At 39.8% G+C, this 12,662-nt stretch carries 10 protein-coding genes; 5 read left to right on the plus strand and 5 right to left on the minus strand.

The genetic code is table 11. From position 1 onward, the window contains the following. Positions 1-35 precede the first annotated feature (35 nt). From R9C00_23920 to R9C00_23930, 3 genes are all read left to right on the plus strand, one after another. Positions 36-824: a peptidylprolyl isomerase gene (locus R9C00_23920; protein ID WPO34750.1), complete on the plus strand. Its 789-nt coding sequence runs from the start codon at positions 36-38 to the stop codon at positions 822-824. A gap of 133 nt (positions 825-957) precedes the next feature. After that, on the plus strand, positions 958-1,590 hold the full coding sequence (locus tag R9C00_23925; GenBank protein ID WPO34751.1) for a NeuD/PglB/VioB family sugar acetyltransferase: 633 nt from the start codon (positions 958-960) through the stop codon (positions 1,588-1,590). A gap of 68 nt (positions 1,591-1,658) precedes the next feature. Next, entirely contained in the window at positions 1,659-2,300 is a 642-nt protein-coding gene (locus R9C00_23930; protein WPO34752.1) for a peptidylprolyl isomerase, read from the plus strand. A gap of 89 nt (positions 2,301-2,389) precedes the next feature. On the opposite strand, the gene R9C00_23935 is transcribed toward R9C00_23930, so the two are convergent. Next, the gene (locus R9C00_23935) at positions 2,390-3,886 is read right to left on the minus strand and encodes a hypothetical protein (GenBank protein ID WPO34753.1); all 1,497 of its coding nucleotides are present in this window, start codon (positions 3,884-3,886) and stop codon (positions 2,390-2,392) included. Positions 3,887-3,986: 100 nt separating this feature from the next. Between R9C00_23935 and R9C00_23940 the strand changes: the two genes are divergently transcribed. Continuing rightward, positions 3,987-4,655 carry a VOC family protein gene (locus R9C00_23940; GenBank protein ID WPO34754.1) on the plus strand — a complete coding sequence of 223 codons (669 nt, stop codon included), beginning with the start codon at positions 3,987-3,989 and terminating at the stop codon, positions 4,653-4,655. Positions 4,656-4,718: 63 nt separating this feature from the next. Here R9C00_23940 and R9C00_23945 read toward each other — a convergent pair whose 3' ends face one another. The 4 genes from R9C00_23945 to R9C00_23960 form a co-directional block, all read right to left on the minus strand. Further along, positions 4,719-7,658, minus strand: coding sequence for an SNF2-related protein (locus tag R9C00_23945; GenBank protein ID WPO34755.1), 2,940 nt, complete (start codon positions 7,656-7,658; stop codon positions 4,719-4,721). 255 nt (positions 7,659-7,913) lie between these two features. Further along, positions 7,914-8,960 carry a glycosyltransferase family 39 protein gene (locus tag R9C00_23950; GenBank protein ID WPO34756.1) on the minus strand — a complete coding sequence of 349 codons (1,047 nt, stop codon included), beginning with the start codon at positions 8,958-8,960 and terminating at the stop codon, positions 7,914-7,916. A gap of 208 nt (positions 8,961-9,168) precedes the next feature. Further along, positions 9,169-9,981 carry a 2,3,4,5-tetrahydropyridine-2,6-dicarboxylate N-succinyltransferase gene (locus R9C00_23955; GenBank protein ID WPO34757.1) on the minus strand — a complete coding sequence of 271 codons (813 nt, stop codon included), beginning with the start codon at positions 9,979-9,981 and terminating at the stop codon, positions 9,169-9,171. A 149-nt stretch (positions 9,982-10,130) separates the two neighbouring features. Beyond that, the gene (locus R9C00_23960) at positions 10,131-11,672 is read right to left on the minus strand and encodes an HNH endonuclease (protein ID WPO34758.1); all 1,542 of its coding nucleotides are present in this window, start codon (positions 11,670-11,672) and stop codon (positions 10,131-10,133) included. 231 nt (positions 11,673-11,903) lie between these two features. On the opposite strand from R9C00_23960, the gene R9C00_23965 reads away from it, so the two are divergent. After that, entirely contained in the window at positions 11,904-12,506 is a 603-nt protein-coding gene (locus R9C00_23965) for a hypothetical protein (protein ID WPO34759.1), read from the plus strand. The last annotated feature ends 156 nt before the right edge of the window (positions 12,507-12,662 follow it).

Genomic DNA, 12,662 nt, shown 5'->3' on the forward strand with positions numbered 1-12,662 from the left:
CCACATTGAACAAAAGCTCAAAAATTAAAATAAGCATGAATTTCAACTATTTAAAGCTTCCAATCTATCTTTTGCTTATCTCACTCTTTACGTTTTCCTGCTCGGAACAAAAAAACAAAGAGGAAAAGAAAACGAAGGCAAAGGTGGAAGAGAAGAAAAAAGCAAAGGCAGCTGAAAAATTCATCAAGCTCGACAACTCAAATGCAGCGGCATTTTTGGAGGAGTATGGGAAGAAAAATAAGGAAACGATCCTCCTACTCAAAACCTCAAAAGGCGACATGAAGATCAGGTTGTATGAAAACACACCTTTGCACCGAGCCAATTTCCTGATGCTTTCCAAGCGGAAGTATTTCAACAAAACCCAGTTTTATAGAGTCATCAAAAACTTCATGGTGCAGGCTGGCGACTCGGACGATAGGGAGCTGGGCAGGGTCAAAAAGAACATCGGCAAATACCAAATTCCTGCTGAGTTCCGTGCAGGAAACTTCCACAAAAAAGGTGCGCTGGCCTTGGCTAGGGAATACGAGCAAAACCCCGAGAAGAAATCCTCTTCATTCGATTTTTACATTGTACAAGGAGAAAAATACAACAAACAATCGCTCGAAGCCTTGGAGATGGAAAACAACATCACTTTCAGCCCCGAACAGGTGCAAATCTACACTACCTTAGGCGGTACTCCCCACCTCGACGGCGAGCATACTGTTTTTGGGGAAGTGATAGAAGGGCTCTCGGTCATTGATTCGATTGCTGCTGTGGAAGTGAGCGCTGAGGACAACTGGCCCGTGGATGAGGTCAATATCCTAGATGTGGTGGTACTTCAATAGTTATAAGCAACTCCCCAAAGGTGCAGCCCTTACCAAGCATTTGATTAACTTTGCGCCTTGGATGGAACCGATCATCATTTTTGATCAGTAAGTCTTAACCAATTCTCAAAACATCTAATTATTTCGATATAAAATGGAAAATCCAGTAATCATATTAGGAGCGAGCGGCATAGGAAAAGTTGCCCAAGATATTTTCAACAGCAGAGATATTATTGTTTATTGTTTCTTGGACGATGACAAGTCTCTCCACAATACAGAAATAAATGAAGTTAGTGTACTCGGAAGCACTAGCGACGATGGCTTTTTGAAGTACATTGGCAAAAAGTGCGAGGCTTTTGTGGCCATAGAGGAAAGGTCGGACAGGGCAGATGTGGTAAAAATGCTCAACACACGCCGAAAAGTGATGCCCGTAAATGCCATCCACGCCAATGCGGATATTTCTGAGAGTGCCATCTTGGGTTATGGCAACTTCATAAACGCAGGCGCAGTAGTGAACGCTAGTGCAACCCTTGGCAACCACATTATCATTCATTCCCTCGCTTTGGTGGAATACGATGCGGTAATCTCAGATTTTGTTCAGATTGGTGCTAGGGCTACCGTAGGGGCAAGGGTAGAAGTAGGTGAAGGTGCGTTGATAGGTGCCGGAGCCATTATTACTTCTGGGGTTAAGATAGGCAAAAATGCCAGCGTAGCTCCTGGCTCGCTCGTAATGACCGATGTAGAAGAAGAAACTACCGTATTTGGCATTCCAGCAAAAGCAATTTAAGATACTGTAAATCACTTTTCAGTGTTTTAAGAAAAACCTATTTTCAATCACACAACCTAACTGTTTCCATGAATAAACTGAAGCTTGCTTTATGCTTTGTCTTGTTGGGACTTATCGCCTCGCCTTCTTTTGCCCAATCGAAAAAAAAGAAGAAAAGCAAAAAAGACGAGGTAGTTATGCTTTCGACTAGCTATGGCACTATCCATATTTTGCTGTACGATGAAACCCCCTTGCACAAGGCAAACTTTTTGAAACTTGCCAAGGAGGGCTTTTACGACAGCCTGATTTTCCACCGAGTGCTCAAAGATTTTGTGGTACAAGGTGGCGACCCCAACTCTCGCCCAGGCACTGAAGGTGAAGTAGGAAAAGGAGGTCCCGGCTACACCGTTGAAGCAGAAATAGTGGAAAGCCTAAAACATGATTACGGAGCTATTGGAGCTGCAAGGCAAGGAGACAGGATGAATCCCGAACGCCGCTCTAGTGGAAGCCAATTTTATATAGTCCAGGCCAAAGATGGCTCGCACCACCTCGACGATTCTTATACTGTGTTCGGTACGGTTATCAAAGGCATGGAAGCAGTGGATAAAATAGCGGAGCAAAACGTCCGCCGAGGAGGCAGGCCCGTGGAAGATATCCGCATGGCTATGAAAGTGGTGAAGCTCAGCAAAAAGAAAATTACTAAACTGTATGAATATCAGTTTCCTGAGTAGGGTTGGTTTCTTTATGTGCTATTCATAAAAAGCCGATGGTCTTGTTATTAAGCAAAACCATCGGCTTTTGTACTTCTTTTACAAACTCATTACTCAAATTTCACCTTGCTTACAAAAAATACCTTCCGAGCTGTAGGTACCTTGTCATCCAATTTATTTTTGATTTTTTGCTCTCCGTAGGTCAAAAAATAATTATCGTACCAAAAATCGATATAGGTTCTTCCCCGCTTGGCATAATCCCCTTCATAGACTGTTTCTATCCTTTCAGATTCTTTCTCTTGAAGCACCGTTCCATCTATCCCTATCACCTTCGATACAATCTTGTTCATGTTGGGGAAAACCAACTTTAGCGTTTGCTTATTTTGTTCTTCAAGTGCTATAAATTTTTTGACCGTGAAAGGTTTATAGCTAGGCCTCAGTTCAAAGGTTTGGTCCCACAGAAGCTTTCCATCAAGCCCAAATTTAGCTATGACCGCATGGGTATAATAATAACCATCAAACTGCTGCACGTACCTGGTATTCCCACTTGCAGAGTAAACCGCTTGCGAGACATAAGTAGGATAATACACCTCACCCAACATCACAAAACCATCTTCTTGCCTGATTATATCATGGTTCACTAGCTGGTAATTGTAGGTAAGCTCTTTCCCTTGCTGTTTTTTTCGCTCTTTTTTTCTGGCTATTTTCTCCTGCTTTTTCTCAGGAAGGTAAGAAAGAAAATTGTCTAAATCGAGGAATTTATAAAACTCGATATGTCCTATTTCATCACCTATGGTGCTGCAAAAAAAGACTCCTTCTGAAGCTCTTCTCGTATTAGTAGTGTAAGTTCCTGTAAAAATATATTGGTCTTTGGCTATGTTAAAAGCCGAAATCCCGACCACACTTTCCTCCAACCCATCCGTTAGGCTGTACATGTCTATCTTCTCTCCCTTATCGTTCAGGCGGATGATAAATGTTTCTGTCCTCTTCGGCTCTACTTCTGCGCTGGCATACAAAAAGATTTCATTGGTACTTTTTAGCAGTTGAAAGTTGTCGAAAGATATTTTCTTTGGCTGTATGCCATAAACAGAAACTGGAATAGGTTTTTGCTGTCCAGTTTTCCAATTGATTGAAAATAGATAAGGATGCTTTTTAATGCGAGTTTTGAAATAGGCAAAATCACCCAAAACAGCCATTTCATTTATGCCTGCTTCCTTGGTCACCATCCCTTCCACGGTAAAAGTTTCCATGGTACTAATATTAATACTCACCACCGTAAACTGCCCTTTTTTAGTTTTGAACAGTGTGTGAATATGTTGACCCAAAACCAGTGTTTCGGCAGCAAGGTACTTATGGTGGATATCTATCTGTTTGCTCTTAACTTGGGTAAGGTTAGTATCGTAAAAATCAAATTTCCACTCTCGCAAATTTTCTAGCCTGCTGCTCGCCTTCGTCCTAGCCACAAACCCATTTTTCCCCAATGGGAAAATCCTATGGTCTTCATAGCCTTCCTTCAGCTTATGCTCTATCCTCTCCTCATAAGAAACTTGCGAAAAGCCTACCAAAGGAAGGGTAAACACTACTATATACAGGATAAGATTTTTCATTTATTTTTAGTTTTAAATTCATCAATAGTTAGCTCATTCCTTTTAAACTTTTTCCTTCTAAAACCTCTTATTTGTATGCATATCCAAACAAATAAGCAACATGAATTTCAAAAAACTCAAGCTCTTCACCACTAACCCCAACCAGCAAAAAGAGTTTTATCAACAAATACTAGGCCTACCTACCTTCGGCGGAGAAAAAGGTATTTCCTTCTCGGTAAACATAGGCTCCACAGAGCTAGAATTTATCTATGGTCAAAATGCTACGCCTTACCATTTTGCCATCAATATCCCTTCATCTGATACCGAAAAAGCACTCGCTTGGCTCAAAGAACGGGTGGAAATCTTAAAATACGGCGATGCTGAAATAGCTGATTTTAAAAGTTGGAATGCAGCGTCCATTTACTTTTACGACCCAGATAAGAACATTGTTGAGCTTATTGCCAGAAAAAACTTGAAAACCCCAAGCCACAGCATATTCGACCAAAACTCTTTTCTGAATATTAGCGAAATAGGAATCCCAGTAACTGACATTAAGTTTCTCTACGACACCCTCCAAAGTATTCACCCAATCGAGATCTACGACGGTAACTTTGAGATCTTCTGTGCCATGGGGGATGAAAATGGACTGTTCATTGCCATTGATATAAAGAAAAAGACATGGTTTCCAATAGGCGACACTCCCTACGCTTCAGAATTTGATATAGAGCTGGAAACCAATGGTAAACCGTATCAATTAACTTTCAAAAATGGAGAGATTTGGAAGGTTTAGTGTGGTAGGGTTGGAAATTAATTAAATTAAAAAAGAGACGCTCTAATAGAGCGTCTCTACTTCCTAGCTCAACAGCGCCTCAATATCATTTTGACTTAGACTTTTGATGAAGGTGTCTTCGGTAGTAATCAGGTCTTGGGCGAGCTTCAGTTTGTTTTCTTGCAAAGCCAATATTTTCTCTTCTACAGTGTTACGAGTAATGAATTTATAGGTAAAGACTTTATTTTCCTGACCTATTCGGTGCGCTCTATCTACTGCCTGCGCTTCAATAGCCGGATTCCACCACGGATCTAAGATAAACACATAATCGGCTGCGGTGAGGTTCAGGCCAAGCCCACCTGCTTTCAGGGAAATAAGGAAAACACGCATGTCTTCATCCGACTGGAAATTATCTACTTCTTCTTGCCTGTTTTTAGTTGCCCCATCTAGGTAGGCGTATTTTACTTTCTCCTTGTCCAAGTATTCCTTGAATATGCCCAAATGCTTTACAAACTGGCTAAATATCAGTATTTTATGCTTTTCACTAATAGCTGTTTCCAACATAGAAAGCACGCTTTGCATCTTGCCCGATTCACTATCCGACTCCACATTTACCATTTTGGGGTGGTTAGCCAATTGCCTAAGCAACGTCAAGCCTTGCAAAAGCATGATTTGCGAGCGGGACACACCCTTCTGCTCTATGTGTTCCAGTATTTTATTTCGATAATATGACTTGGTTTCCTCGTATTCTTTCTCTTGCTCAGCTGTCATATCGCAGTACTGAACCTTTTCTATTTTCTCAGGTAAGTCCTTTGCTACCTGCGACTTGTGTCTTCTCAACACAAAAGGTTTTATCAACGCATGAAGCCGCTGGCTCTTATCTGCATCGTTCTTTTTTTCAATCGGGATTTGATATTCCTGCTTGAAATATTTCATGCCACCCAGCAGCCCCGGATTCACAAAACTAAGCTGCGACCAAAGATCCAGCGTAGTATTTTCAATAGGCGTACCCGTCAGGATCAAGCGTTTTTTGGATTTCAACCTACTCACCGATTTGGCAATGATCGAATTCGGATTTTTAATGATCTGCGACTCATCCAAAATCACATAGTTGAAATAGTATTCCTCCAAAATATCCGAATCTATCCGGGCTATTCCGTAGGAAGTTAAGATGAGATCGTAGTCTTGAAAAATCTCCACATTTTTCTCCCTTGAAGAACCTGTGTAGCAAAATACTTTCAAGTTGGGGGTAAACTTTTTTGCCTCCATTTCCCAGTTATAAAGCAGGGAAGTGGGCATAATGAGCAAAGTTGCATTTTGTGCCCCTTGGTCTTTTTCATTTTGGAGCATAGCCAAGGTCTGCACGGTTTTACCCAAACCCATATCGTCGGCCAAACAGCCTCCAAAGTTGTATTGGCTCAAAAACTGTAGCCAATTATAACCCGCTTTTTGATAAGGGCGCAACACCCCGTTGAAATTGGGTGAAAGATCAAAATCATCTATTTGGGAAAAATCACGCAACTTTTCCAGCTTCCGACTCATAGTCACTTGTGCCAGATTGTCCGTTTGGAGGTCTTGTACCAAGGCAACATGATGCTTCTTTAGCATCGAAGTTTCGTTGTCTTCGTCTACAAACTGGAACAAATCTGAATAGCGGGTGAACCACGATTCAGGAATTACCGCTGTTTCCCCATTGGGCAGGGTAAACTCGTTTTTGTTGGCAACTATCAGTTGCCTTAGTTTTATAAAAGGAATCTCGTAGTCCCCAAACTTTACAATGGCATTGATATCGAACCAGTCCTTATTTTCCGTGATCTCCACGTTGATAAACGATTGACCCAAAAAGTATTTCTTCCCACTGCTTTCTACCTTCTGCTCTATTTGGAAACCGTCCCGTTCTAAGGCTTCGATGTGCTCTGAAATGAAGCTAAATGCCTTCGATTTATCAATAATAAGCTTTCCATTGTTGATCGGGAGCCCAAGTGATTTCAGCTTTTCCCTCGTTTTCGACTCAAAATCTATATCCCTTTTCACCTTATAAAAAGTGTAGGAATCTTGACTGCTATCGTGCTTCATTTTCACGCTAGCAGGGTTCGGCTGGTCTGCCGAGAACTTAAAATCCCCGTAGCGAAAAGAAAGCTTAAACACCATTTTTGAATTATCCTTCGCACTTCCATTACTTTTTCCGTTCCCTTTACTTTCAAACAAATTGGCAGTATTGCTCTGCAACAGCTCCGTAATAGAAAGTCGAGGGCGTGCATCAGTCAATAAATTTTTTATGTCGAAGCCTTTTGCCGTTACATTGAACGACTCGATCATTTGGGAAATAAACTTCTTATAATATGTCCCCTCCATGCTCTTAGGGATGGCAATGAACTTTTTATTAAGAAAAGGCTTGAGCTTTTTCCCATCCAGCTTTTGGTGGAAACTGATCAGCTTTCCTTCCAGCATCATCCAAGCAGGCTCGTTGCACAAGATGATCGCATTTCTATACCTAAATTCTAATTTTTCGCCTTTGAACTTTATCGTTGGGAAGTAATGGGTATTCTCGTCATTTCTCCGGAAATGGAATAAAATAGATGCTTTTTCCTTCTCAACATTTATTTTTTTGTAAGTAGGGTCACCGTCGTTGCCCATCTCAAATACCATTTTCCCCTCTAGCAACCCAAGTATTTTCGAGCGTTTTCTTTCGAGGTAAGAATCGATAATTTCAATCAGGGCATCATCTTTTTTGGTTTCATACACCGTTTCAAAAAACTGGGAAGGCAATACTTTTTTCTTATAAAACCTCTTCATTATCTCCTCTTGGCTGCATTCGTCCATCAGTTTGATCAGCTTGAAGTCGGTTTTGTCCAAGCCTTCGCCAAACTCATGAGCGTTCATCGAAGAAATATTCTGGTACTTGAGTGTCAGGTTATTCAGCTCGTTTACTTCCACCACAAACGACTCAAACAAGTAGCCGAGATACTGGTGCTCGAAAAGAGAGTAAACAATTTGAAAAGGACTTTTAGTAGAGACTTTCATTAGGTTAGTGAAGCTTGTTAAAAAAACGTTTTTTATTCTAAGAGTAGCAAGCTTGCTGTCAACGTGTCCAATTTGAGTTGCCAACAAATCAATTAAGACATGCTAGTAATTCGGTTAAGGCTGATTTTACGCTCTTATCCAACTTTCCTGTTCTATTTTTAAGGAACCGCTGAACGAGCACAAAACAGTAAAAAATGCCCCATTAAATTTTGGGCAACTTTCAAAGGTAATGAAATAATCAGTTATAAAACAATGCTAAATGTCATATACGGTCTTTTTGCGTGTTGGCTCGCCAGCAAAGAAGAGGAGAAGGTAGAAACTAGGAACGATGAACACTGCATAAGGTCCATTGTCGTACACTAGGAGGTAAAATAAAATAACCGAGACGATGGAGAAAATGATCAAAGGATGGAAAAAATCTTTTTTGAGGCGAAGCATACCAATGAGCATGCTGGCAAATCCTGCCAAAATCAGCGGGTACTGCTGCTTAGGGATGTAATAAGGGTGCTCGCCCAAGCGCGTGTAGCCCACCATTTTTTGAGTGTAAAAGCTGATAAAATGCTCCCAATTTTCGAAGGCGTATAAATACCAAGCAAGGTAAGGAATAAGAATTGGCACAAGCCAAAGGGCAAATGCGGAAATGCTACGTTTTTTATTCCTGAAGAAAAATTGAAGCCAAAGCAGTCCGTAGCCAAAGAATAAAATACCTATCCGAGGGGTGGTAAGCACCGCCAGCCCCGTAAGCAACCCTGAGAATAAAATGGGCAACCAACTTTTCTCTTCATCGCTCTTTTCCTTTTGGGTAAACCTTAAAAACAACCACAAGCTTCCGAGCAAAAAGGCGATGGTGGTAAGATCGTTCCGCCCTTCGTGCGTGCAGCGTAGGTAGAATGGATCGATAGCCATGAGGGCAAAAACCAAAAAGCCCCTTCCCTTCTTTTCGGTCTTGCTTTGGAAAAGCTTCATAGTAAGCCAGAGGACAAGCATTCCACTCAGCCAAGCGACCATGCGGTACTGAAACACTCCAAAGCCAAAAAGCTGGTAAACTGTAGAAATAATCAGGAAAAATAAGGGACCATACACCAAATCCTCTTGCCCATCTACTGCATGATAGGCTACGCCAGGGGTAAATTTCCCCGTTTGGTTAAATTCCAGCGCAATGGACGCCATGTAGGTCTCGTCGTACCAAGGTAGCGGGCTATACACCAACGTACCTAAGCTAATGGGCAGGTAAAGAAGCAAAAAACCGATAAAAAGCCGCTTTTGGTTGCGAGCCAAAAAATGATCGAGTTTGGAAAGCATGGATGGATAAAGCTTTCTTTTTTGGTGGGTATAAGTTTTGGCTAAAGCCTTTGTTTTACATTGAAATTTCACGGGGCTTAAAAGCCCCGCCTAGTGATATCAATAGATTTTTATCAATAGTACAAATCAATAAAACAATTGGCTTTAGCCTAAACTTTTATTTTCTAAAGCGCATCTCCAGTATTAAATGAAGACGATTCTAATACACTTAAACCGAAACGTCGTTTTCCCTCAAAGCATCGTTGAGCGAAGTCTTCAAATCGGTGCTAGGCTTGCGCTGGCCAATGATCAAAGCAGCAGGGACTTGGAAATCGCCAGCAGGGTATTTTTTGGTGTACGTACCTGGGATTACTACTGAACGCTCAGGAACGTATCCTTTGTAAATAACTGGCTCATCACCTGTTACATCAATAATTTTTGAGCTACCCGTAATGGTTACATTCGCACCCAATACCGCTTCTTTTCCAACTCTCACGCCTTCTACCAAAATACACCTAGAGCCAATAAACGCTCCTTCTTCGATGATAACTGGCGCAGCCTGAACTGGCTCTAATACACCACCAATACCTACTCCACCGCTTAGGTGAACATTTTTACCGATCTGAGCACAGCTACCTACCGTCGCCCAAGTATCTACCATAGTGCCGCCTTCCACGTACGCACCAATATTCACATACGAAGGCATCATCACCACGCCTTTCTCTACATACGAACCATAACGAGCGATGGCATGAGGCACTACCCTTACACCTAGCTTGTCGTAACCCGTTTTCAATTTTATCTTATCGTGGAACTCGAATGGGCCCACGGTCTGAACTTCCATTTTTTGGGTAGGGAAATAAAGGATCACCGCTTTTTTCACCCACTCGTTCACTTTCCACCCGTCCTCAACTGGCTCAGCTACTCTCAACTCACCCTTGTCGAGCATTTCGATGATATCGTAAATGGCAGACAAAGTTGCCTCGTCTTTCAAAAGGCTTCTATCTTCCCACGCCTTTTCAATAATTTCCTGATATTCCATTTTGTAATTTTAGGTTATGCCAAAAATAAGGTATTAAAAATCACGCAATAATACGGAACATTGGCTAGCTGGCAAAGCAAGAGGGCGTATGGTAAGTAGAAATTGTGGAAATTAGTGAGGTTTGCACGGTACAAATAAAGATATTTCTATTAAGAGGTTAGGGAGTTATTGTTTTTGTATCTTCTGACTATATTAAACTTTTTGTGAATAGGGAGAATTGCATTTTTTTTTGAAAAAATCGAATAATATCCTTTTACTTCAAATATATCATTAAAGCTAATCTCTAAACTTAATTCTTCACCGTGATTTAATGTTAAATTAGATATTTTGGTTATACCGTTAATTTTAATTTCTTGGATTACCGTTTTTTCATGTTCCAATTCTGCAATTATTATTTTACTTATATCATGTTTAATTTTTATTCTGTGATAGTGCATTATATCAGGAATAGTATTGAATATTTCTCCTTGGTATAACAAGTCACCATTATTTTTTTGAAAAAACAAATGAGGGCACGATCCGCAATTCCAATATCCATCTATCCAATATAAATTGGAAAAGTCAAAGTCGTGAATGTCTTCATATTCTTGATTTTCATCAATTTCATAATTAATTTTTAACGGAAAGTAATTCATTCCTAAGTATTCTATTTCTTCATCTTTTGAAGCAGAAGTATGATCTAGTACAATAGATCTATCTCCTTTTATTTCATTAAACCTTATGAAATCGTCAGCTTTTTCAAGGTCATCAAATTCGGTCAAGAACATTCCCAATGGTATAACCACGCTCTGATTAGGCTCGATTAGTATTGGTGGAAAATGTATAGCATTTTCACTGTTTATTGATTCGGCATGATAAAGTATTCCATTATATGACTTACAAATTAACTCTTTCAATTTGATGTGTGCATTTGAAATATTTGTCACAACTAAAAATTTAAAATATACAGGTTTAAGTAGATAAAGTTCACCAAAAGAACCATTATGATCTCCACACCCTCCTGCTTCTGTATAAGTTAAAATTTTGGATATTTTTTCTGGTGGCACTTTATTATTTAACAAAAACTGTGTTAACCCATCATTTTTACAATTAATCGCGACATCTCTAACCATAGGCATTCTCTCATGATGATAAAAAGGATATTCATTTTCATCATATTGAAGAACTTCAACATCAGGGTATTTTGATAAGTATGCTTCAGGTGTACAATCTAGATTATTTTTAATTTCTAAATCTCTGTATTGTTGATTTTTAAATATTTTCCTAAAGTGTTTCAGCGAGTAGTTTTCAAGAAAAATGCAATTTGTTATAGGTATACCTGATAAATCTTTTTGTGAAATACCTTTTATTATATCAAACTCTTTCGTAATTAGGTATCTAGCGTGAATTCGATTCTCTTTCTTTTCAGGTATATTATTCTTTTTTACTATTTCAAACCACTCTTTCTTATGTTTTTTTAGCTCATTGATTGAAAACTTTGTACCCTTTGGATGCTGAGCATGATAGTGTCCAGCATCAGAGTGGCAGTCAAAGCATAAAGGAATTGCATTTTCAAAAGTATCCTCGCCTCCTTGTTCTTTAGGTAAAATGTGGTGAATTTCAATTTTAACACCTTTGTACCTATGGCAGACACAACAATGCCTTGCGCTTGATACTAAAACTTCTTCTTTAACCTTTCTTGAGAACCCCATGATTTGCTTTGTTTATAAAATAAATATAACATGTTATGTAGGCTTAATCAAGTTTAAATAAATACACCTTATTTCCTTTAGAGGAATGATCACGTGATTTGGACATGAATAGATGACTTTTATAAAAGCATCTTTTCACAACCTATCACAACTGTTTCTTCGTGCTTTTCTTTTGCAAACAACCCTTAGCCTCGGTAAATTGATCTCATCTTTTAAATAATCGACCTTCACATGAAAAGTGAGTATATCTTTCAATCTCTTCTAATTTTCGCCAGCGTTTTTTTGGGGATAATGGCTAGCAACTGGAACGATGACTTCAAGCAGAAAAGAAAAACGAAGCAATTTTTGGAAAGCCTGACCGCAGAGTTGGAATCTAACCATGCAAAAATTGAAAAAAGGCTCACCTACCACATTGAACTTGGGGAAGTTGCGGACAGTGTCATGGATTCTATGAGCAAGGAAGAACTCCAATTACCAATTAGCGCATCTCCCTCCTTCGCAGACAGTGGGTTCTCCACTATCCCCAAATGGCAAGGGTTGGGCATCAGCCCGATTGAAACCGCTGTGTATGAGTCTGGTGTTACCAGTGGTGTATTTGAACATCTCCCCATCGACCTGCTTACCAAAATATCTACGGTGAATTCAATGCAGAATGAATACATTCGATTTGGACAAATACTTTCGGAAAAACTGCTCAATTACAACTCTGACACTAAAACCATTGAGTTTTTTATCATTATGAAAATACTAGGAGGCGATCAAGTTCACCTCGAAAAAGCAATGGTCAGTAATTACGAAAAACTCATTTCTGAGCTGAAGAAAAGGGATAAATGACTTTAGAGGTGACAATAACCACACACACCGAAATACGTTCCCGTATTTTTTCATGTTCTATAAAAGAAAATCACATCAAACTTTATAACTATGATTACTTTATTATTAGGGCTAGTGGTTATCGTCGTAGCCGTACTTATAATTGCTAAAGTCACA

It is taken from the genome of Flammeovirgaceae bacterium SG7u.111 (assembly GCA_034044135.1).
In the GTDB taxonomy this organism is placed as follows: Bacteria; Bacteroidota; Bacteroidia; order Cytophagales; family Flammeovirgaceae.